This is a genomic window from Streptomyces sp. NPDC085524 (assembly GCF_044541755.1).
Taxonomy (GTDB): domain Bacteria; phylum Actinomycetota; class Actinomycetes; order Streptomycetales; family Streptomycetaceae; genus Streptomyces.
Map to the genome: position 1 here is coordinate 142,148 of NZ_JBITTH010000020.1, position 20,908 is coordinate 163,055.

The window sequence follows — 20,908 nt, forward strand, 5'->3', positions numbered from 1 at the left end:
TCGGCCAGGCGACAGGCCGAGAACCCGGCGGGTCCCCGGACCGGAGGCCGGAGTGCGGGCCACCGCCCGCATGAAGTCCACCGGCGCGCACATCGATCGCATCTGAACCGAGGAGTATCCGCTCATGTCCCTGGCATCCACCCCGACCCGCCGTCGCGCCGCCACCGCCGTCCTGGCCGCCGCCCTGCTCGTCCCGCTCGCCGCCTGCGGCAAGAGCGGCGACGGCGAGAAGGAGGACGCCTCCGGCGCCGGCTCCTCCGCCTCGGCCTCCTCCGCACCCAAGGCCGCGAACCTCACCGTCCTGGCCGCCTCCTCCCTCACCGACGTCTTCAAGGCGGCCGGCGCCGAGTACGAGAAGACCCACCCGGGTACGAAGATCACCTTCTCCTTCGCCGGTTCGCAGGAGCTCGCCGCCCAGGTCAAGCAGGGCGCCCCGGCCGACGCGCTGGTGACCGCCGACACCAAGACCATGGACGGCCTGAGGGCCGAGACGGGCGATGCCACCGTCATCGCCAAGAACCGCCTGGTCATCGTGGCCGGCAAGGACAACCCGTTCAAGATCGGCGCCCTGAAGGACCTGGCCGACACCAAGATCAAGGTCGTGCTCGCCGCGCCCGAGGTCCCGGTCGGCAAGTACAGCAAGCAGATCCTCGACGCCCAGAAGATCGAGGTGAAGCCGGTCTCCCAGGAACCCAACGTCCGCGCCGTGCTGAGCAAGGTCGAGCTGGGCGAGGCCGACGCGGGTCTCGTCTACAAGACCGACTCCCTCAAGTCCGGCGACAAGGTCGCCACCGTGGACGTCCCGGACGAGCAGAACGTGGTCGCCTCCTACCCGGCCGCCGCGCTGAAGGCGTCCAAGAACTCCGAGGCCGCTGCCGCCTTCGTGGCCTGGCTGAGCACCCCCGAGGCCCAGAAGATCCTCCAGGACGCCGGCTTCCAGAAGCCGTAACAGCGCCGTACGCGGTCCGCTCGCGCGGGCCGCCGCGTACGCTGCCCACGGCGGCCGCAGGCCGCCGCCCGCCCCAGCCAGGAACCCTGATGAGCAGACTCCGCACCCGCACCCGGCCTCCCCTGACCCTGGCGCTGCCCGCGCTGCTCGCCGTCGCGTTCCTGCTGCTGCCGCTGATCGGCATCCTCACCCGCACCCAGTGGGGCGAGCTCGGCGCCCACCTCACCAGCCCCGGTGTGGTCGAGGCCCTGCACCTGTCGCTGGTGGTGTCCCTCTGGGCCCTCGCGCTCTCGCTGCTGCTCGGCGTGCCGCTGGCCTGGCTGCTGGCCCGCGTCGAGTTCAAGGGCAAGGCCCTGGTCCGCTCGCTGGTCCTGCTCCCGATGGTGCTGCCGCCGACCGTCGGCGGCGTGGCCCTGCTGCTCGGCTTCGGGCGCCGCGGGCTGCTCGGCCCTTGGCTGGAGAACACCTTCGGCATCACGCTGCCCTTCCACACCTCGGGCGCGGTGGTCGCGGCCACGTTCGTCGCGATGCCGTTCCTCGTGATCAGCCTGGAGGGCGCCCTCGGCGGTCTCAGGCAGAGCTACGAGGAGACCGCCGCCTCCCTGGGCGCCTCGCCGGTCCGCGTGTTCTTCACCGTGACCCTGCCGATGGTGGCTCCGGGACTGATCGCGGGAGCCGCCCTCACATGGGCCCGGGCCCTCGGCGAGTTCGGGGCGACCATCACCTTCGCCGGGAACCTGCCCGGCACCACGCAGACCCTGCCGCTCCAGGTCTACCTGCTGCTCCAGGACCAGCCCGAGGCCGCGACCTCCGTCTCGCTGCTGCTCCTCGCGATCGCCATGGCCGTGCTCATCGCCCTGCGCGGCCGCTGGACCGGGACCCCGGCCCCCGGAGGCGAGGCGGGCGGGCCGGCGGGAACCCGGGTGGCGGCCGACGAGCCGACGGCCCTTGCTCCGCCGACCGCGGCCCCGTCCGGGGAGCCCGTCGGAGAGCCCCCCGGGGAGGCCGTCGGGGGGACCGCCGGGGAGCCCGTCCCGGCCGGCGGCCGATGGCAGCTGCACGCCGCCGTCACCGGCTTCAACGAGCTCACCCTGGACGCCGAACCCGGCACCACCATCGCCGTGGTCGGCGAGAACGGCGCCGGAAAGACCACCCTGCTGCGCGCCCTGCTCGGCCTCACCCCCCGCGCCCGCGCCGACCTGCGGCTCGGTGACACCGACGTCACCGCGCTGCCCCCGCACAAGCGGCAGGTGGCCTGGGTCCCGCAGGACGGCGCACTGTTCCCGCACCTGAGCGCCCTGGCCAACACGGCGTACGGGCTGCGGGCCCGCCGGGTGCCGCGGGCCGAGGCCCGGCGCGAGGCCCAGGCCTGGCTGGACCGGCTCGGCGTCGGCCACCTCGCGCAGCGCAGGCCCGCCCAGCTGTCCGGCGGCCAGGCCCAGCGCGTGGCCCTGGCCCGCGCCCTGGCCGCCCGGCCCCGGCTGCTGCTGCTGGACGAACCGCTCGCCGCGCTCGACCAGACGACGCGGGCCCACGTGCGGCACACCCTGCGCAGGCACCTGGCCGGCTTCGGCGGGGTCTGCCTCATCGTCACGCACGATCCCGTCGAGGCGGTGTCGCTGGCCGACCGCGTCCTCGTACTCGCCGACGGGCGCACCCTGCAGGACGCGCCGCCCGCCGAGGTGACCCGGCACCCGCGCTCCCCGTGGGTGGCCCGGATGCTGGGCCGCAACGCGTGGCCGGGCACGGCGTCGGCCGACGGGCTCGCGCTCGCGGCCGGCGGTCGTCTCGTGGTCGCCGAGCGGCTCCCCGAGGGGACCCAGGCGCTCGCGATCATCGCCCCGGAGGCGGTGTCGCTGCACCGGAAGCAGCCGACCGGCAGCCCCCGCAACCACTGGCAGGGCACCGTACGGGAGATCACCGCGGTCGGCAGCCGCCTGCGCGTGCTGGTCTCCTCGTGCGGGGCCCCCGACCTGGTCGCGGAGATCACTCCGGAGGCGGCCGCGGAACTGGGCCTCGTCGACGGCGCCGAGGTGTGGACGAGCGTGAAGGCCACGGAGGTCACGCTCGTGAGCCTGTGAGGGGCGAGCGGGCAGGCGGGCGGGCGGCCGGGCAGGCAGGGGGGCAGGGGGGCAGGCGCAGATCATCTCGGAGGCGGCCGGGCCGCGGCCTGCCGTAGGGTCAGCGGTGCCCGTGCCTGCGCATTCGCCGCCCGCGGGCGCTCTTTCGCACGTCACACGTTCCCGTGGGGGGTACACCGCCATGTCCTTCAGCGCGCCCGGCTCACCGCCGCCGCATCCGCAGCCGCAGCCCGGCCAGCCGCCGTACGGCGGCGCCCCCTATCCGGCCCCACCGTACGCGGCCGGGCCCGTCCCCGGGCAGCCGTATCCGGGCCAGGCACCGTACCCGGGCCAGGTTCCGTACCCCGCCCCGGGCCCCTACCCCGGCCCGCCGCCGCTCGGGGACGTCCTGCGCCCGCCCCAGGGCCTCGCCACCGCGCTGACGGTCCTGCTGTCCACCGCCGCCGTGGTGTTCCTCTTCTCCGCCGGCACCAACCTCTTCGCCCGGTCGCTGATGACGGACCTCATCGCGGACCCCGACCGGGTCGCCGAGGGCGCTCTGGACCTGTCGGACCTGTTGACCGGCCTGGCGTCGGTCCTCACGATCCTGATCCTGCTCGGCACGGCCGCCGTGTTCCTCACCTGGTTCCACCGCGTGCGCGTCAACGGCGAGATCTTCCGCCCGGACGCCTTCACCCAGACCCGCGGCTGGGCCATCGGCGGCTGGTTCATCCCCTTCGGCAACCTGTTCCTCCCCTTCCGGACCGCACGGCAGATCTGGGCGGCCAGCACCCAGCTGGGGCCGGACGGCTCGTACCGCCACGTCTCCACCGCGCCGGTCACCGCCTGGTGGGTGGTCTGGGTCCTCGGCCAGAGCGGCAACCGCATCGGCAACCGGCTGTACAACCGTGCCGAGACCCCGGAGGCCCTGCAGTCCGCCACGTCCGTCTGCTTCGTCTCCGACCTGATCCTGGTGGCGGCCGCCGTGCTCGCGATCCTCTTCGTCCGCAAGCTGACGGCCCTGCAGAACGTCAAGGCCGCCCAGGGCCCGTACGCGGCGCTCTGAGCGTCACCCGGCGTGCTCCGGGGCGGCCGCCGCGAACTCGCACCAGACGCACTTCCCGGCGCCCCGGGGCTCCACGCCCCACTGGTCCGAGAGCTGGTCCACGAGCATCAGGCCGCGCCCGGACACCGCCCAGTCGCCCGCCTCGCGGCGCCTCGGCAGGGCGCTGCTGGAGTCCTCGACCTCGATCCGGATCCGGCCGGCCGCCGTGAGCCGCATGCTGACCTGGCCTCCGCCCTCCGTGTGGACCAGGGCGTTGGTCATCAGCTCGTCCGCCGCGAGCTCGATCTCGTCGGCCCGGTCCCGCGCGCCCCAGGCGGCCGCCGCCGCCCGGATCAGGTGCCGGGCCATCGCCGGGGCCTCCGCGTCGCCCGGTTCCAGCTTCTGGGACAGCGGGCCGCCGCCGCGCGCCGGGGGCGTGCCGCGGCGGCGCAGCAGGAGCAGGGCCATGTCGTCCCCGCCGCCGGAGTCCCCGACCAGGTCGCACAGCAGGTCGGCGAGTTCCTCGACGTCCGCGGGGCCGGTGTGGACCGCGGCCATCAGGTCCCGCATCCCGGCGTCGGAGTCGGCGCCGGGCCGTTCGATGAGGCCGTCCGTGCACAGCAGCAGGGTGTCGCCCGGGTGCAGTTCGAGTCGCGTGACGGGGTAGCCGGAGCCGCTCTCCTCGTGCTCGCGCGGGGGCAGTCCGAGCGGCAGTCCGCCCGCCACCTGGATGCGGTGGCAGCTGCCGTCGCCGCGCCGGACGACCGGGTCGAGGTGGCCGGCGCGGACCGTGGAGAACATGCCCGTGGTGAGGTCGACCTCGGCGTACGTGCAGGTGGCGAAGCGTTCCGTGGCCAGATCGCGCAGGAAGGCCGAGGCGCGGGCCATCGCGGTGCCCGGGGTGTGCCCCTCGACGACGTACGCGCGCAGCACGATGCGCAGCTGGCCCATCACCGCCGCGGCGTCCGTGTCGTGCCCCTCCACATCGCCGATCATCACCCCGACCCGGCCCTCGCCGAGCGGGATCACGTCGTACCAGTCGCCGCCGATGTCCCGCCCCATCCGTGCGGACCGGTACCGTACGGCGATCTGCGCGCCCGCCACCTCGGGGATCCGGCGGGGCAGCATGGCCCGCTGGAGGCCCTCGGCCAGGTCGTGCTCCTGCTCGAAGAGGATGGCCCGCTGGAGGCTCTGCGCGATGCCGCTGCCGAGCGCCATGAGGACGTTCCTCTCCTCCGCGGTGAAATCGCCCTCGCGTGCGTAGAGCAGCCCGAGCGCGCCGATGACCCGGCCCTGGGCGATCAGCGGCAGGTAGACCCCGCTGCGCACGGACAGCGGCTCGATGTAGGGCCACAGCAGCGGGTAGCGGCGCGGGAAGTCCTCCCGCGCGGAGAGGTAGACCGGCTGCATCGTGCGTACGGCCTCGCTCATCGGGAACTGCGCGTCGATCCGCGTGTACTCGATCTCGGGCACGTACGTACCCAGCTGCCCCTCGGCGACCAGGTGGATGCGGCCGCCGTCCACGACGCCCAGCATCACGCTGACCGCCCCGAGGTGCCCGAGCGCCTCGGGGTCCTTCAGGACGTCGGTGACGTCGTTGACGGTGCGGGCGTGGGCGAGGATCGCGGTGGTCCGCTCGACGACCCCGGTCAGCCGGCGCCGCCCCTCGGCCTGGTCCCCGCTGGCGCCGGGCTCGCAGGGGTCGTGGGCGGCGTCGCGGAGGATCCCGATGATGCGGTACGGGCGGCCGTCCTGCTCCCGCAGGATGTGCCCCTGGATGTGCGTCCAGGCCGGTGCCCCGTCCCGGCGGCGGCTGCGCACGTACGCCCCGTAGTGGCTGCGGCCGTCCTTCAGCGCCTGCGCGACACGGGCGTCGAGCCGGGCCTCCTCGGCCGGCAGGATGCGTGAGCGCAGTCCGGCGGGGGTCCCGGTGAACTCGTCCGGGCGCAGGTCGAGGACCTCCAGCGCGGTGGGATCGAGGTACATCCGACCGCTGCCGAGATCCCAGTCGAACGTGCCCATGCGGTTGAGCGCAAGGCTCTTGTCCGGCCGCGCGGGCCAGTCGACCTCGGGGTTCCTTCCCCTCTGGGCCATGCAGCCAGGGTCTCACCCTCCGGTCGGATCGGCAGGCCCGGGCCCTGCCCGCCGTGCTCGACCCCGATCCCGTCGAACGCCCGTCCCGAGTCCGTTCCGGCTGGTGGGCCCCCGCGACCGCGCGAAACCTGGCGCGGCGCACGTCGACGGCCCCGGTCGCGGCGGGTGTCACCTGCCGCGACCGGGGCCTGTCCGGTCATCTACTGCTGGTTTCCGTTCTCGTTGCCGGTGCCACCGTTCTGGTTGCCACCGTTGTCATTGCCACCGTTCTGGTTCCCACCGTTCTGGTTGCCGCCGTTCTGGTTGCCGCCGTTGTCATTTCCGGTGCCTCCGTCGCCGCCCTGCGTGGGGCGGGGCCGCGGTGACGGCTGCTGCGGTGACGGCTTCGGGGGCACGGGCGACACCTGGGGCGGTGCGCTCGGCAGCTGGGGCTTGGCCGTGGCGGTGGGTTCAGGCTCCGGCACCGCCGATGTCCGCGGGGCCGGAGTCTGTGGTCCCGCCGGGCTCTCCTGGGTCGGAGGCGCCGAGCGCTTCGACGGCGAGGCGGACGGGGAGACGGACCGTGCCTTCGTTTCCGACGGGGATGCCGACCGGGATTCCGACGGGGACACCGAAGGCGATTCCGACGGGGACACGGAGACGGACGGGGATTCCGAAGGCGACTTCGAAGGCGACTCGGTTCCCGAGGGCGAGACCGACGGTGACGTCGACGACCCGGACGGGGTCGGGGAAGTCGGAGTCGCGGTCGGAGTGGACGTCGGAGTGGACGTCGAGGTGGGCGTGGACGTCGGGGTCGACGTGGGCGTGGACGTAGGCGTCGAGGTCGACGTCGGGGTCCGCGTCGGCGTGCCCGTCGGCGGTATCACGGTCGGCGTGACGATCACCGGCGGCGGGACGGGCCTGTCGTGCCTGCCGTGGTGGTCGCCGCGGTTGCGTTCGTACCAGCGCCGGTCCTGGTGGTCGTAGATCACGAACTTGTGCACGACCGTCGTCGCCGGAGCGATGACCACGACCTGGGACGGCTGGTACGAGTTCCACACCTGTCCGTAGCGCTTCGGGTTGGCCTGCAGCGCCACCGGCGGACCGAGCGGGTTCCCGCAGGCGCAGCGCACCCGCGGCACGCCCCGGTCGTCCACCAGCACGGCCGTCCCGGCCTGGAGCACCGCCTGGTAGGTGGTGAGCTTGCCGTTCTGGTAGCCGTGGTTCGTGACCCGGGTGTCCATCCGCAGTTGCACCGGGGTGAGCGAGCGGAGGTACGCGGGAACGGCCGCGGGCTGGATGCCGAGGGCCGATGCGAAGGCGGCGTTCTTGTTGGGGTCCGCGGAGAGGTCCTTGATCAGCTTCTCCACGTCACAGGTGGCGGAGTTCTTCGTGCCCCCGTAGACGCCCGGCGAGGCCCCGCTGATGCTCCGGGTTCCCGCGGGCGTGGCCGTGGCGGTGCCCTGCGCGGAGGGCGGGGTGCTCTCCGGCGGCGGCGGTGCGGCGTCCTTCGTGACCGTCGACTCGGTGAACGGGTCGGGGCCGGAGGCCGCGACCGGCTGGAGGAACACCTCGCGGTCGGCCTGGGGGGTGCCGCTGGGCCGGGTCAGCACCACGGCCAGCGCCACGGCGGCGGCCACGGCGACGAGCACGGTGGCGAGCCGGGGTACGGATCGCCACCAGGGGCCCTTCGCGTGGTCACCGGGACCGCCCGGGCCACCGGGGCCGCCGGGACCGCCCGGCTCGCCCGGGCCGCCGGGCGGCGCGGACGGTGGAGGAGGCGGCGGCGGACCCTGTTGCTGCCCGCCCGAGAGCGGGCCCGACGGCGGTCCCGTGGGGCGGCCGGAGGGCGGCACCGACGGGCGGTCTGGTGACGGCGGCTGGCTGCCGGAAGGTTGCGTGGTCACGGGCTCTTCTTCCCAGGAGGAGGAATTCCCTGCCGGACCATTGTGTGCGCCGTTCAGGTGGTGCCCGCAAGCCGAGCCTGCCTACGGTAGCTGGGTGAGCCATACGACGCGATCATCATCGCCGGGGGGCTCCGCGGGGGCACTGCGCGACGCCCTGGTGGCGGTCCTGGCGGCCTTCGCCGTGATGGCGGCCGTCGCCGCGGCCGGGCTGGCCTGTGCCGGCGCTGGCGATCTGCCGGGCGGCGCGTTCCCCCGCGTCGTCGCCGCGGTGGTGGTGATGGCGGCCGGCGGCGTCGTCGAGGTGACGGGCGGCGCGGGGGTCCTCGGGGGCGCCGAGGCGAGCCTGTCACTGCTGCCGCTCTCGGTGAGTCTCGCCGGCGCCCTCACGGCCGGCTACCTCTTCCTGCGCCCCCTGCACAACCGGGCGGTGGCCCGGCCGCGCGAACTCCTCGGCCGGGCCGTCCCGTTGGTGGTGATCTGGCTCCTGGTGCTCACGGGCGTGACCCTGCTCGCCCGCCAGACCTTCTCTGTCTCCCTCGGGGACAACCCGCTGGGGCAGATCGGTGAACTCCTCGACTCCGCACCGAAGGTGGGCTTCGAGGGCGACGTGGGCCCCACGCTCCTCTTCGGACTGCTGTGGATCCTGGGGCTGTTGCTCGTCGCGCTGCTGGTCTCCCGACGCGCCCCGCTGCCTGCCCGGCTGGTGCGTTTCCACACGGCGCTGCGCCCCGCCGCCTTCGCCACCGTCGTGCTGCTCCTCGCGTACGTGGCCCTCGGCATCGTCGTCGGGCTGGTGGTGGCAGCCACCCAGGGCCATGCCGCACGGACCCTCGCCGTGCTCCTGCTCGGGCTGCCGAACCTCGTCTGGCCCGCGCTCACCCTGGGCTTCGGCGGCGCCTGGGAGGGCAAGGCCGAGGGACCCTTCGGGCTGCCGATGCCGCAGCTGCTGGACCAGGCCCTGCGCGGCCCGGACCTCTCCACGATCGACGTGGCGTCGCTCGCCGAACGGGACGCCCGGGCGTGGTGGCTGGTGGTGGTGGCCGCCGTCCTGCTGCTCGGCACGGGCGTGCTGGCGGCCGTACGCTCTCCCGCGCACGTGCGCCCCTGGCAACACGCGCTGCACCTGGGCGTGGCCCTGGCCCTCGCCACGCTCACCGTCTGCCTGCTCGCCGGGGTCCAGGCCCGGTTCGGGCTCTCCCTCCTGGGCATCGGCGACGTGGACGGGCTGGGCGGTGCGGTCGAGCTGAGCGCCGTCCTGGGGCGGACCGTCGGCCTCGCGCTGCTCTGGGGCGCGGTGGCCGGGTTCCTGGGCGCCCTGCTGGCCCGCCCGCTGCACCGCGGCGGCCGGGTGGACGAACCCGCCGCGACGGCGCAGCGGTGACCGCCTCCGACGGCGTCCGTACTCCCCGTGACGTGATCCGGGTCAGATGAACCTGCGGAACACCGGCAGGGCCCAGGGCGGCGGCTGGGGCACCGCCGAGGGGGCCTTCGGCCCGCTCTCCGCCCGCTCCCCCGGACCGCGGTCCCCGGGGCCGGTGTCCGCGCGGCGCAGGGCGCCGGTGAACTCCAGGCAGGTGTCCCAGCGGTCCTCCGGCGACTTCGCGAGGGCCTTCGCCAGCACCTCGTCGACCGCGGCCGGCAGGCCCGGCCTGAGGGAGCTGGGCGCGGGCGGCGGATCGTACTGGTGGGCCCAGAGCAGGGCCATGTCGTCGTCGCGCCGGAAGGGCGGCGCGCCGGTGAGGACCTCGTGCACGACGCAGCCGAGGCTGTAGACGTCGCACCGGCCGTCCACGGGCTTGCCCCAGATCTGTTCCGGCGCCACGTAGTCCAGGGTTCCGACGAACTGGCCGGCCGTCGTGAACCCGGTCAGCGACAGCGACTTCTTCGTCAGCCCGAAATCGGTGAGGTACACGTGTTCCGGGTGCTCGCTGTCGGTGCCCGCCGCGACGAGGATGTTGGCGGGTTTCACGTCCCGGTGGACGAGGCCGTGGTCGTGTGCCGCGTCCAGTGCCGACGCCACCTGTCCGGCGATCCGCGCGGCCGTCTCCACCGGCAGCGGACCCGTCCGGTCGAGCATCGCGCGCAGGTCCTGCCCGGCCACGAAGCGCATGGCGATGTACAGCAGCCCTTCCGTCTCCCCCGCCTCGAACACGGGCACGATGTGCGGGTGGTCGATGGCCGCCGCCACCTTCGACTCGTGGACGAACCGCTGCCGGAAGCTGTCGTTGCGCGCCAGTTGGGGGGCCAGCAGTTTGAGCGCCACCGTCCGGTCGAGCCGCAGGTCCCGGGCCCGGTAGACGACCGCCATGCCGCCGCGCCCGATCTCGCTCTCCACCAGATATCCGGCGATCTGCTTACCCCGCAGGTCGGAGGGGCGGCCGGAGGCCGGCTGCCCGCCGGGAGGCTCCCCCATCACTCGGTCCCGGGTTCTTTCACGATCTGGGTCGGGGCGTGCCCCACCGGTCCGGCGGGCGGTACGTCGGCGGCGTCGGGCAGTACGTCGAGCTGGACCCCGAGGGCGTCGGTCTCGCCGTCGGGCGAGGCGCCCGGTCCCGTGGCCACGGCGTAGGTGCTCAGGTGGGTGCCGTCCCCGTACAGCCACCGTCCGCCCGTCTCGTCGTAGAGCCAGACCGACTCCCCGTCGAGGACGATCCCGGCGCGCAGGCCCCGTACGGAACGGCGGAAGGCGTCGGTGTCGATGCGCCCGGACGCGAGCTCCTCGACGGCCCGCCGGTAGCGCTCCACGGTCTGGGTGCTCCGTGCGAGCCGGGGCCTGGGGTCCTCGCCCCGGGCCGGCGGCCTCCCGCCGGCCGTGGGCGGCGGCTGCGGTACGGCGACCAGCAGCCGGCCGTCCACCCAGGCGGACCAGCCGTTGGCGCAGAGCACCTCGCCCCAGTCCCCGCTGCGGGCGAGCAGCTGTACGGGCAGGAAGGGGTCGAGGGGGACGGTGGGCCGGGTCGCGTCGGGGGTCTCCCAGGCGGGCATGCCCTCCTGGGGGACGACGTGCGTCGGGTTGAAGTCCGCGACGGCGTCGGGGAAGGTCATCGCTTCGGCTGCTTCCGCATGACGGCCGGCTCGTGCCTGCGCAGCAGCCGGGACACGAGCAGTCCGAAGAGCACGGACAGCACGGGCAGCATGGCGATGCTCACCAGCCACACGCCGGTCCTGTGGTCGAAGATCGGGTCCTGCGTGAGTTTGCCGGGGACGATCGCACCGACGTCGATGGTGCCGCCCATCGCGCCCATCGCCCATCGCGCCGGCGCGAACCACGCCACCTGTTCGAGGACGGCGACGTCGTAGAGCTTCAGCAGGGTGCCGCAGAAGACGACCTGGACGATGGCGAGGAGGACCAGCAGCGGCATGGTGACCTCCTCCTTGGGGACCAGGGCGGAGATCAGCAGCCCGAGCATCATCGCCGTGAAGGACAGCAGGGCGACGGCGAGGGTGATCTCGATCAGTGGGGGCATCACGACGCCCCGGCTGCGCGGGGCGTTGAGGTTCACTCCGCCGAGGGCCACGAGGGTCAGCACGACCGCCTGGGCGACGGTGATCGTGCCGAGCACCACGACCTTGGACATCAGGTAGGCGGAGCGTGACAGTCCGACCGCGCGTTCGCGCTGGTAGATCACGCGTTCCTTGACGAGTTCGCGGACGGCGTTGGCGGCGCCGGTGAGCACTCCGCCGATGGTCAGGATGAGGAGGGCGTTGAGCGCCGTCTCGGCGGTGAGGGTGCTCCCGGCGAGTGCCCGGGCCATGGCCCCCATCATGAACGGCAGCGCGACCATGATGACGAGGAAGGTGCGGTCCGCGCTGAGCACGGCGGCGTACCTGCGGATCAGGGTGGACAGCTGGGAGCCCCAGCTCTGCGCCTTCGGCGGCGGCAGGGGCGCGGCCCGGGCGGGCTCCGCGGCCGCGGCCGCGGGCCGCGGGCGGCCGGCGGTGACGTCGACGTAGCGGCTGTGGGCCGGTGAGGCGCGGTAGGCGCCCGCCCAGTCGCGGTCCTGCTGGGTCTCGAACGCCTCGAAGGCCTCCGGCCACTCGTCGAAGCCGAAGAAGTCGAGGGCCTCCTGCGGCGGGCCGAAGTACGCGACGCGCCCGCCCGGGGCGAGGAACAGCAGCCGGTCGCAGACGTCGAGGCTGAGGACGCTGTGGGTGACCACGATGACGGTGCGGCCGTCGTCGGCGAGGCCGCGCAGCATGTGCATCACCGAGCGGTCCATGCCGGGGTCGAGGCCGGAGGTGGGTTCGTCGAGGAACAGCAGGGAAGGCTTCGTCAGCAGTTCCAGGGCGACGGAGACGCGCTTGCGCTGGCCGCCGGAGAGGCTGTGGATCGGCTGGTCGGCCCGCTGGACGAGGCCGAGTTCGCGGATCACCTCGTCGACCCGGGCCTCGCGTTCGGCCTTGGCCGTGTCCTGCGGGAAGCGCAGTTCGGCGGCGTAGACGAGGGCGCGGCGGACGGTGAGCTGGGTGTGCAGGATGTCGTCCTGGGGCACGAGGCCGATGCGGCTGCGCAGTTCCGCGTAGTCGCGGTAGAGGTCGCGGCCGTCGTAGAGGACGGTTCCGCTGTCGGCGGGGCGCAGGCCCGTCAGCGCGCCGAGCAGGGTGGACTTGCCGGCGCCGCTGGGGCCGACGACGGCCAGGAGGCATTTGGCGCCGACGGGGAAGGAGACGCCGTCCATGAGTGTCTTGCGGCCCTGGTCGACGGTGACGGTGAGGCCTTCGACGTCGAGGGAGACCTCGCCCGTGTCCACGTATTCCTGGAGCTGGTCGCCGACGAGGCAGAAGGCGGAGTGGCCGATGCCGACGATGTCGCCCTCAAAGAGGCGGGCGGCCCCGTCGATGCGGGCTCCGTTGAGATAGGTGCCGTTGTGGCTGCCGAGGTCGGCGATCTCGTACGTGCCGTCGGCCAGGGAGCGCAGTTCGGCGTGCCGGCGGGAGACGACGAGGTCGTCGATGACGAGGTCGCTGTCGGGGGCGCGGCCGATGCGCACGGCCGTGGCCGGGGCCAGCGGGCGCACGGTGGTCGGCCGCCGGAAGGTGCTGGTCATGCCGGGGTTGGAGACGCTGGACGGCCGGGCGGCGCCCACGGCCGTGGGCGTCCGGCCGACGACGACGGCGCGGGGGCCGTCCTCGACGCTGCCGAACCGGAGTTCGGTGCCGACGCCGACGCTCCATTCCTGCACGCGGTGGCCGTCGACCCAGGTGCCGTTGGTGCTGTCCTCGTCCTCGATCATCCAGTGGTCCCCGTCGGGACGCAGGATCGCGTGGTGCCAGGAGACGCGGGCATCGTCGAGGCAGATCTCGCACAGAGGGTCCCGGCCTACGTGATAGCTCCGGCCGGGGCTCATCCGTGTGGAGCCCAGGTCGGTTTCCAGGACGAGCTCGGGCGCGGTCGGCACACCGGGACGCTGGACCATGAGCAGATTTTCCCACGATCCGGCCGACGCGGCAGCGGCGCGGCATCATCGCAGGTCAGAGGCCTCTTATGGGTAATGACAACGGTCCCCGTTGCAGCCTTTGCCCATCTCGTCCGGGTGCGATTCACTTCACGCGACGGACCCGAACACACGGGTGTGCGATGGAGACGGGGGACGCCATGTCTGGGCTCGACCAGGCTCACGACCACCAGCAGGAGAGCGATCACGCTCACGACGAGACCGGGCACGCGCACGGCGGCGCCGGGCGGCACGACCACGGCCACGACCACGGCCACGACCACGGCCACGGCGGGCACAGCCACGGCGTGTCCGCGGACGCCGACCGCCGCTGGCTGGGGATCGCGCTCGGCCTGATCGCCACGTTCATGGCCGTCGAGGTGGTCATCGGCGTGATGGCCCATTCGCTGGCCCTGATCTCGGACGCGGCCCACATGCTGACGGACGCCGTCTCGATCGTCCTCGCGCTGATCGCGATGCGGCTGGCGGCCCGGCCGGCCCGCGGCGGGTTCACGTACGGGCTCAAGCGCGCGGAGATACTCTCCGCGCAGGCCAACGGCCTGACCCTGCTCCTGCTGGCGGCCTGGCTGGCCTACGAGGCGGTGCGGCGGCTGTTGGACCCGCCGCCGGTGGAGGGCGGCCTGGTCCTGGTGACGGCCCTCGCGGGCATCGTCGTCAATGTGGCGGCGGCCTGGTGCATCTCGCGGGCGAACCGTTCGTCCCTCGCCGTCGAGGGCGCCTTCCAGCACATCCTCAACGACCTGTTCGCCTTCATCGGGACCGCCGTGGCCGGTCTGATCGTGCTGACCACCGGCTTCCGGCAGGCCGACGCCATCGCGACCCTCGTGGTGGTGGTGCTGATGGTCAAGGCGGGCTCCGGGCTGATCCGCGAGTCCGGCCGGATCCTGCTGGAAGCCGCACCGGCCCACGTGGACCCGGACGCGGTCGGCGACCGGCTCGTCGGCCAGCCTCCGGTCACCGAGGTCCACGACCTGCACATCTGGACCATCACCTCCGGCCAGGCGGCGCTCTCGGCGCACGTGCTGGTGGAGCCGGCGGGCGACTGCCACGCGGTGCGCCGGGACCTGGAGAGCCTGCTGGCCAAGGAGTACGGGATCACGCACACCACGCTCCAGGTGGACCACGTGCAGGACTCGCTGCTCACGGTCGGCCGGGCCGGCGCCGCGTCCGGCGATCCGGCCGACCCGCACTGCGCGGACGCGCATGGGCCGGTCCACCGCCAGGGCCCGCACGACCACTGATTCCGCGTCCGGCGGGGCATACATGTGCCCATGAGCCATGGGAAACGCAGTGCCGGACTGCTCCTCTTCCGGCGCACGGCCGGGGCGGCCGGCCCCCCGCCGGACCACGGCGTCGAAGTCCTGCTCGGCCACATGGGCGGCCCCCTGTGGTCCGGGCGGGACGCCGGGGGCTGGGCCATCCCGAAGGGTGAGTACGAACCGGACGAGACGCCGCGGGACGCGGCCCGCCGGGAGTTCACCGAGGAGCTCGGGATGCCCCCTCCCGAGGGCGAGTACCTGCCGCTCGGCGACGTACGCCTCAGCAGCGGCAAGCTGGTGACCATCTGGGCGGTCGAGGCGGACCTCGACCCCGCGCGGGTGGTGCCGGGCACCTTCTCCATGGAGTGGCCGCCGCACTCGGGGACCGTGCAGGAGTTCCCCGAGCTGGACCGGGTGGCCTGGTTCGCACCCGCGACGGCCGAGGCGAAACTGATTCCGGCTCAGATTCCATTTCTGGAGCGACTGTTGACCATATTGGAGGATTGATCGGACATTGACCCGACCTTTACTTGCCAACAAACCCCATCTGCATGGACATTGCACATATGACGAACGTCGTGCTGGTGGGAACCCTGGACACCAAGGGTGCGGAGTACGGCTGGCTGCGCGAGAGGCTGCTGCGCGCCGGTGTCGAGGTGGTACTGGTCGATACGGGAATCATGGGCGAACCCCGCGTGCCCGCGGACGTGCCCAGAGAAGCGGTGGCCCGTGCAGCGGGGGCCGAACTGTCCGAACTGCGCACGGCCGCCGACCGGGGCGCGGCCGTGACCACGATGGCCCGGGGCGCGGAAGCGACCCTGTTGCGCCTGCACGCCGAAGGCCGGCTGCAGGCGGTGCTCGCGATCGGCGGCAGCGGCGGCACTTCCATCGCCACCCGGGCGATGCGCGCGCTGCCGCTCGGCGTACCGAAACTGATGGTCTCGTCCATGGCGTCCGGGGACGTGTCCCCGTACGTCGGATCCGCGGACATCACGATGATGTACAGCGTGGTGGACATCGCGGGGATCAACAGCATCTCCGCCCCGGTCCTCGCCAACGCGGCGGAGGCCGCCGCGGGGATGGCCAAGGGCTTCGCCCGCGCCTCCCTCGAGCTGCGCCGGCCGGCCCGGCTGGGGGCGGGCCCACGGCCGCTGATCGCGGCGAGCATGGCGGGCGTGACCACGCCCGGCGTGGACGCGGCCCGGGAACGGCTGACGGAACTGGGCTACGAGGTACTGGTCTTCCACGTCAGCGGCACCGGCGGCCGCACCCTGGAGACCCTGGCCGGGCAGGGCGTCTTCGCGGGCGTCCTCGACCTGACGCTCAGCGAACTCGCCGACGACCTGTGCGGGGGCATCCTCACCGCAGGTCCCGACCGGCTGAGCGCGGCCGGACGGGCCGGAATTCCGCAGGTGGTGAGCCTGGGGGCGCTGGACATGGTCAAGTTCGGGCCGGTGGAGACGCTGCCCGAGCGGGTCCGCTACCGCAGGGTCAGGGTGCACAACCCGTCCATCACCGTGATCCGTACGACCGAGGCCGAATGCGCGGAGCTCGGCCGCCGGGTCGCCGCGAAGCTCCGCACGGCCACCGGCCCCACGGCCGTGTGCCTCCCGCTCCGCGGGCTGTCCACGCTCGGCGCACCGGGCGGGCCCTACCACGACCCCGCCGCGGACCGGGCCCTGTTCTCGGCGCTGCGCGACGGTTTGCGGGGCAGCGCCGCCCGGCTCCACGACTACGACACGCACATCAACGACCCGGCCTTCGGACGGGCGGCGGCGGACCGTCTGCACGCCATGATCGGCGCGGTGTCGGCCGCTGCGTGAGACGACCGGCCGGGTTGGGAACCGGCCGTGGCGGAAAAGTGTCCTGGGGGGTGGCCGGTCGACCGACCGGCCACCTCGACGACCCGGGATGCAGGGGGCTCAGGCGATGACGGACACGTGGACGGTCCCCGGCTATTCGGAGGTCCGGGAACTGGGTTCGGGAGGCAGCGGCCGCGTGGTGCTCGCCGTCCACGACGGCACGGGCACGGCCGTCGCCGTGAAGTACCTCAGCGACCGGCTGCGCGAGGACCCGGCCTTCGTCGGGGAGTTCCGGGCCGAGGCGCGCCTGCTCGGGGCGTTGCGGTCGCCGCACGTGGTGGGGCTGTACGAGTACGTGGAAGCCCCCGGCGGCGCCGCCATCGTGATGGAACTGGTGGACGGGATCTCCCTGCGCGCCCTGCTGAGGCAGTCCGGGCAGACGGACGCCGAGGCCGCGCTGGTGGTCCTGAAGGGCTCCCTGCTCGGGCTGGCGGCCGCGCACCGGGCGGGTGTCGTCCACCGGGACTACAAACCGGAGAACGTGCTGGTCGCGGCGGACGGCTCGTCGAAGCTGGTGGACTTCGGCATCGCCGCGAACCGCGGCGCGACCCCCGGTGTGGCCGGAACCCCCGCCTACATGGCCCCCGAGCAGTGGCAGGGCCGGCCCGCCTCGCCCGCCGCCGACGTGTACGCGGCGACGGCGACCTTCTTCGAGTGCCTCACCGGCCGCAAGCCCTACGACGGGGCGAACTTCGCCGAGCTCGCCGTCCAGCACATCGAGGCCCCGGTACCGGAGACCGAGGCCCCCGAGCCCGTACGTCCGCTGATCCGGCGCGGTCTGGCCAAGCAGCCCGAGCAGCGGCCGGAGAACGCCGAGGCGTTCGTGGCCGAGCTGGAGGGGGTGGCGCTCGCCGCGTACGGCCCCGAATGGGAGGAGCGCGGGCAGCGCAAGCTGGCGGCGCTGGCCGCCCTGCTGCCGCTGCTGTTCCCCTCGGCGGCCGCGTCCGCGGCGGGTACGACCGCGGTGGCGACGACCACGCTGCACGGCGCCTCCCGCTGGGCGCCGGGCCGGCGCGGCCTGCTTGCGGCCGGGGTGGCGCTGGTGCTGGGGGCGGCGCTGGTCCTGACGACGGACGCGCTCGGCGCGTCCCCGGGAGGGGCCGCGGCGCTCAGCGCGTTCGCGACGACGAGCGCGGCCCCGCCCGGCTCTGGCTCACCGACGCCCACCCCGTCCGCGTCCGCCTCCGCGTCCCCCTCCGCCTCCCCCACTGCGTCGGCTTCGGCGAGCCCTTCCGCCTCGCCGAGCGCGTCGCCGTCCGCGTCGCCCTCACCTTCGTACAGCCCCGGCCCCGACCCGAGCCCGACGCCGAAACCGACCACCCCCAAGCCCACGACGGCGCCGCCGACCCCGGCCGTGGACGTGTACTCGGCCCGGGTCACCCTCACGCAGACCGCGCTCAGCCAGGGGCAGGCCGCGGTCACCCTGAAGGCCTCGGGCACCGGGACCGTGAAGGTCACCTACGAGTGGTTCACCGGGGACGCGGGCAACCCGTTCGCCGCGCCCGACGGCAGCAACGTGTCCACGTACACCGTCGGTTCGGCGCAGCCTTCGATGGCGCACACCTTCACCGGCGCGGGCTGCTACTGGGGCGTCCGGGTCACGACCACGCCGGCGGCCGGATCCGGTCCGACCACGCACAGCATCCAGGCCAAGCGGAGGTGCGTTCCCGCATGAGCGACGTCACACGGAAGCTCACCAGCGACGGCTCGGGCAGCGGCGACGACGACTACAGCGCCACCGTCCTCGGCAGCCACTGGATCACCGGCCCCCGGGCACCCGCCGCGGTCGAGCCCGACCGGGTCGAGGGGTCCGTGCTCCGCTTCGGGCCCGGGGTCACCGCGGCCATGCCCGCGCCGTTCCCCGTGACGGTGCCCGCCGGGCCGGCGCGCCGCCGGGGCGCGGGCCTGCGGCGGTACACCCTCGCCGCGGTGGTGCTGCTCGCGGTCCTCGCGTACCTCGGGTGGCAGCGGTTCGGGCCCGCCCTCGAGGTCCGCAGCCTGGCCGTGAGCACCGACCCCAAGGGGCCGGCGTGCGACGCGGCGGCCGACGTGGTGGCCGTCGTCGGCACCAACGGGCGTCCGGGCACCGTCACCTACCGCTGGGTGCGGAGCGACGGCACGCAGTCGGAGCGGCTGACCGAGCGGGTGCCGAGCGGGCAGCGGGAGGCACGGCTGCACCTGCTGTGGACCTTCCAGGGCCGGGGGAGCTACCCGGCCAAGGCCGAGCTCCAGCTGCTGACGCCCGAACGGCGCACCGCGGCCGTGGAGTTCACGTACAGCTGCCGCCCGTAGCCCCGGTTCCCCGGGCGGGGAGGCGGATGACGGCGAGACCTCCGTCGAGGTCGACGCGGGTGCGCGGCGGGGCGCCGTCCTCCTCGTCGTCGCGCATCACGAGGGCGCTCTGGCGCTCCTTGAGCTCGTTCTGCTTGCCCGGCGAGAAGCCGGCGTGGAGCTGCTCGAAGCCGGTGCTCGCCATCTGCCCCTGGCGGCCGTTCCACCGCCAGGGCAGCAGACCGGCGCGGCCCGCGCGGAGCAGCGCCAGGTCGAGGAACGCCATCGCGGTGAGCAGCAGCGCCAGCCCCGGGAGCGTCATGAAGATGACAAAGCCCATGGCCCGACAGTAGCCGACGCGCTGTTTCGGTCTTTCGGCCGAGGCTGCCGTGGCCGTCCGGCCGAAGCCCGCAGCCGTGTCCGACGGCAGACTCGAAGGTGTTGACGAGGGCGTGCAGGACGCCCTCCGGCACCGATGCGCGTCACGTTCCAGCCGGCGAACACCCCAACCGGAGCGTGGCCGTCCCGCACGGATGCCAAGTCCGCGCGGGAGGCCCGCGACCGCTTTGGGGAGCGGCCGCGGGCCACTTGCGCACCCGTCCCCCGCCGCAACCGGGGGACGGAGTTCAGAAGCGGGCGTGGGCCGTGATGTCGGCCTCGAACTCGCCCGTCATGGCCGGGGTCACCGTCGGCCGGCACTGGGCCACCGCCTCCAGGTAGTCGGCCGTGGTCGCGCCGAGCTGCGAGGCCGCCGCGCCGCGCGCACCCACCGCCTCCAGGTCCCGCTCGAAGGACACCTGGGCCGCGATCCGTGCCGCGTGTTCGATGTCGGCCGGCGTGAACAGCTCGGTCGCCGCGACCAGTGCCGTGACGTCGACGTCCGCGCGCCCGGCCGTGTACCGCGCCCAGATGGCGGCGCGGGCCCCCGCGTCCGGGGTGCCGATCGGGATCAGGTAGTCGAAGCGCCCGGGCCGCAGGAAGGCCGGGTCCAGGGAGCGGATGGAGTTGGTGGCGCACACCAGCAGCCGCTCGTCGCCCTCGCGGAAGCCGGGTATCAGCTTGAGCAGCTCGTTGGTGACGCCGTGCATCCCGCCGGGCTGGGCGGGCTCGCTGCGCACGGGGGCGATCTCCTCGACCTCGTCGATGAAGACGAGCACCCGCTCCAGTTCGGAGATCCGGGCGAAGGCGTCGCGCAGCGCGGTGGACAGGTTGCCGCCGTCGGCGAGCCGGGAGGGCAGCAGTTCCACGAAGGGCCAGCCGAGCCGGGAGGCGATGGCGCGGGCGAAGGTGGTCTTGCCGGTGCCGGGCGGCCCGAAGAGGGTGATGGCGCGCGGCGGCCGGACGCCGTGGGCGGCGGCCCGCTCGGGCTCGGCCAGCGGCAGCACCACGCGCCGCTCGATGAGGTCCTTCTCCTTCTCCATGCCGGCGACCTTGGCCCACAGGTCGTTGGGCAGGAACCGGCCGCCGAGGTCGTCGAGGAGTCCTGCGGCCGGGCCGTGGAGCGGCTCGGTCTTCTCGAAGTAGGCGACCGCGGGCTGCCGGGTGTACCCGGCGTTCAGCAGCCCCTCGCCGAGGAGGTCCTCCTCGGGCAGCACGTAGGCGATGCGGCCGACGCGGGCGGCGATGAGGCGCCGCTCCAGCTCCACGAGGAGGGCGCTGGCCAGGCCCCGGCCGCGCCAGCCGGAGGCGATCGCGATGCGCATGACCCAGGCCCGCTCGCCGGTGACGCAGGCGAGGGCCGCGCCGATCGGGACGCCCTGGTGGACGGCGACCACGCAGGGCTGCCGGTCGGTGAGGGCGCTGATGCACTCGGCGAGCGAGAAGACGGATTCCTGGCCGAGTTCGGCCGTGGTGTCGATCAGGTGGACCACCGCTGCGAGATCGCTCTCGCGGTAGTCGTGGATGAGCCAGTTCACCGGGTACCGCCCCTCGTTCGTGCTCCTGCGGCGAGGCTAGGGGCGACGGGGCCGGGGGATCACGCACCGCCGTGCACAACAGGCGGTCAGGAAACCGTCCGTGTCGTCCA

15 protein-coding genes and 2 pseudogenes are annotated in these 20,908 nt (G+C 73.8%); 10 read left to right on the forward strand and 7 right to left on the reverse strand.

Annotated elements, in window-relative coordinates; translation table 11 throughout:
• The first annotated feature begins 124 nt into the window (after positions 1-124).
• From modA to ACIGFK_RS28230, 3 genes are all read left to right on the forward strand, one after another.
• The gene (modA, locus tag ACIGFK_RS28220; protein ID WP_376656514.1) at positions 125-949 is read left to right on the forward strand and encodes a molybdate ABC transporter substrate-binding protein; all 825 of its coding nucleotides are present in this window, start codon (positions 125-127) and stop codon (positions 947-949) included.
• An 89-nt stretch (positions 950-1,038) separates the two neighbouring features.
• Positions 1,039-3,030 (forward strand): ABC transporter permease, encoded by a 1,992-nt coding sequence (locus ACIGFK_RS28225; protein ID WP_400054068.1) that lies wholly within the window; start codon positions 1,039-1,041, stop codon positions 3,028-3,030.
• 181 nt (positions 3,031-3,211) lie between these two features.
• Positions 3,212-4,075 carry a DUF4328 domain-containing protein gene (locus ACIGFK_RS28230; RefSeq protein WP_400054070.1) on the forward strand — a complete coding sequence of 288 codons (864 nt, stop codon included), beginning with the start codon at positions 3,212-3,214 and terminating at the stop codon, positions 4,073-4,075.
• Between the two features lie 3 nt (positions 4,076-4,078).
• Here the strand turns inward: ACIGFK_RS28230 and ACIGFK_RS28235 are convergent, their stop codons facing one another.
• Positions 4,079-6,148 (reverse strand): SpoIIE family protein phosphatase, encoded by a 2,070-nt coding sequence (locus ACIGFK_RS28235; RefSeq protein ID WP_376656517.1) that lies wholly within the window; start codon positions 6,146-6,148, stop codon positions 4,079-4,081.
• Between the two features lie 596 nt (positions 6,149-6,744).
• Positions 6,745-7,983: pseudogene (locus tag ACIGFK_RS28240) on the reverse strand (DUF6777 domain-containing protein); the annotation flags it as partial.
• Positions 7,984-8,128: 145 nt separating this feature from the next.
• On the opposite strand from ACIGFK_RS28240, the gene ACIGFK_RS28245 reads away from it, so the two are divergent.
• On the forward strand, positions 8,129-9,415 hold the full coding sequence (locus tag ACIGFK_RS28245; RefSeq protein WP_376661565.1) for a streptophobe family protein: 1,287 nt from the start codon (positions 8,129-8,131) through the stop codon (positions 9,413-9,415).
• Between the two features lie 42 nt (positions 9,416-9,457).
• On the opposite strand, the gene ACIGFK_RS28250 is transcribed toward ACIGFK_RS28245, so the two are convergent.
• From ACIGFK_RS28250 to ACIGFK_RS28260, 3 genes are read right to left on the reverse strand one after another with little or no spacing between them, the layout of a single operon-like run.
• Entirely contained in the window at positions 9,458-10,447 is a 990-nt protein-coding gene (locus ACIGFK_RS28250; RefSeq protein ID WP_386468594.1) for a serine/threonine-protein kinase, read from the reverse strand.
• Positions 10,447-11,079 carry a hypothetical protein gene (locus ACIGFK_RS28255; protein ID WP_376661567.1) on the reverse strand — a complete coding sequence of 211 codons (633 nt, stop codon included), beginning with the start codon at positions 11,077-11,079 and terminating at the stop codon, positions 10,447-10,449. The genes ACIGFK_RS28250 and ACIGFK_RS28255 overlap by 1 nt, the downstream gene beginning before the upstream one ends.
• Positions 11,076-13,451, reverse strand: a complete 2,376-nt coding sequence (locus ACIGFK_RS28260; protein ID WP_400054073.1) for an FHA domain-containing protein — start codon at positions 13,449-13,451, stop codon at positions 11,076-11,078. The genes ACIGFK_RS28255 and ACIGFK_RS28260 overlap by 4 nt, the downstream gene beginning before the upstream one ends.
• A 179-nt stretch (positions 13,452-13,630) precedes the next feature.
• Here ACIGFK_RS28260 and ACIGFK_RS28265 point away from each other — a divergent pair, with 179 nt between their 5' ends.
• The 6 genes and pseudogenes from ACIGFK_RS28265 (at position 13,631) to ACIGFK_RS28290 (ending at position 18,903) form a co-directional block, all read left to right on the forward strand.
• Positions 13,631-14,731: a cation diffusion facilitator family transporter gene (locus tag ACIGFK_RS28265; RefSeq protein WP_400054075.1), complete on the forward strand. Its 1,101-nt coding sequence runs from the start codon at positions 13,631-13,633 to the stop codon at positions 14,729-14,731.
• A 37-nt stretch (positions 14,732-14,768) separates the two neighbouring features.
• Positions 14,769-14,828 (forward strand): annotated as a pseudogene (locus ACIGFK_RS28270) (hypothetical protein); the annotation flags it as partial.
• Between the two features lie 23 nt (positions 14,829-14,851).
• Entirely contained in the window at positions 14,852-15,256 is a 405-nt protein-coding gene (locus tag ACIGFK_RS28275; protein ID WP_376661571.1) for an NUDIX domain-containing protein, read from the forward strand.
• Positions 15,257-15,315: 59 nt separating this feature from the next.
• Complete coding sequence (locus ACIGFK_RS28280; RefSeq protein WP_400054076.1) at positions 15,316-16,572, forward strand: Tm-1-like ATP-binding domain-containing protein; 1,257 nt, start codon at positions 15,316-15,318, stop codon at positions 16,570-16,572.
• Between the two features lie 106 nt (positions 16,573-16,678).
• Positions 16,679-18,286 (forward strand): serine/threonine-protein kinase, encoded by a 1,608-nt coding sequence (locus tag ACIGFK_RS28285; protein WP_400054077.1) that lies wholly within the window; start codon positions 16,679-16,681, stop codon positions 18,284-18,286.
• The gene (locus ACIGFK_RS28290) at positions 18,283-18,903 is read left to right on the forward strand and encodes a hypothetical protein (RefSeq protein ID WP_376660540.1); all 621 of its coding nucleotides are present in this window, start codon (positions 18,283-18,285) and stop codon (positions 18,901-18,903) included. Before ACIGFK_RS28285 ends, ACIGFK_RS28290 begins: the two co-directional genes overlap by 4 nt.
• On the opposite strand, the gene ACIGFK_RS28295 is transcribed toward ACIGFK_RS28290, so the two are convergent.
• Together ACIGFK_RS28295 and ACIGFK_RS28300 are read right to left on the reverse strand one after the other, a co-directional pair.
• Positions 18,881-19,222 (reverse strand): DUF6191 domain-containing protein, encoded by a 342-nt coding sequence (locus ACIGFK_RS28295; protein ID WP_400054079.1) that lies wholly within the window; start codon positions 19,220-19,222, stop codon positions 18,881-18,883. The genes ACIGFK_RS28290 and ACIGFK_RS28295 overlap by 23 nt on opposite strands.
• Positions 19,223-19,508: 286 nt before the next feature.
• Positions 19,509-20,798, reverse strand: a complete 1,290-nt coding sequence (locus tag ACIGFK_RS28300) for an ATP-binding protein (protein ID WP_376660542.1) — start codon at positions 20,796-20,798, stop codon at positions 19,509-19,511.
• Between the last annotated feature and the right edge of the window lie 110 nt (positions 20,799-20,908).

Excerpts from the sequence above, each read along its gene's own strand:
- ACIGFK_RS28265 (WP_400054075.1), top strand. The coding sequence starts at position 13,631 with ATGTCTGGGCTCGACCAGGCTCACGACCACCAGCAGGAGAGCGATCAC.
- ACIGFK_RS28225 (WP_400054068.1), top strand. The coding sequence starts at position 1,039 with ATGAGCAGACTCCGCACCCGCACCCGGCCTCCCCTGACCCTGGCGCTG.
- ACIGFK_RS28250 (WP_386468594.1), bottom strand. The coding sequence starts at position 10,447 with ATGGGGGAGCCTCCCGGCGGGCAGCCGGCCTCCGGCCGCCCCTCCGAC.
- ACIGFK_RS28290 (WP_376660540.1), top strand. The coding sequence starts at position 18,283 with ATGAGCGACGTCACACGGAAGCTCACCAGCGACGGCTCGGGCAGCGGC.
- ACIGFK_RS28260 (WP_400054073.1), bottom strand. The coding sequence starts at position 13,451 with ATGGTCCAGCGTCCCGGTGTGCCGACCGCGCCCGAGCTCGTCCTGGAA.
- ACIGFK_RS28285 (WP_400054077.1), top strand. The coding sequence starts at position 16,679 with ATGACGGACACGTGGACGGTCCCCGGCTATTCGGAGGTCCGGGAACTG.
- modA (WP_376656514.1), top strand. The coding sequence starts at position 125 with ATGTCCCTGGCATCCACCCCGACCCGCCGTCGCGCCGCCACCGCCGTC.
- ACIGFK_RS28255 (WP_376661567.1), bottom strand. The coding sequence starts at position 11,079 with ATGACCTTCCCCGACGCCGTCGCGGACTTCAACCCGACGCACGTCGTC.
- ACIGFK_RS28280 (WP_400054076.1), top strand. The coding sequence starts at position 15,316 with ATGACGAACGTCGTGCTGGTGGGAACCCTGGACACCAAGGGTGCGGAG.
- ACIGFK_RS28230 (WP_400054070.1), top strand. The coding sequence starts at position 3,212 with ATGTCCTTCAGCGCGCCCGGCTCACCGCCGCCGCATCCGCAGCCGCAG.
- ACIGFK_RS28295 (WP_400054079.1), bottom strand. The coding sequence starts at position 19,222 with ATGGGCTTTGTCATCTTCATGACGCTCCCGGGGCTGGCGCTGCTGCTC.
- ACIGFK_RS28235 (WP_376656517.1), bottom strand. The coding sequence starts at position 6,148 with ATGGCCCAGAGGGGAAGGAACCCCGAGGTCGACTGGCCCGCGCGGCCG.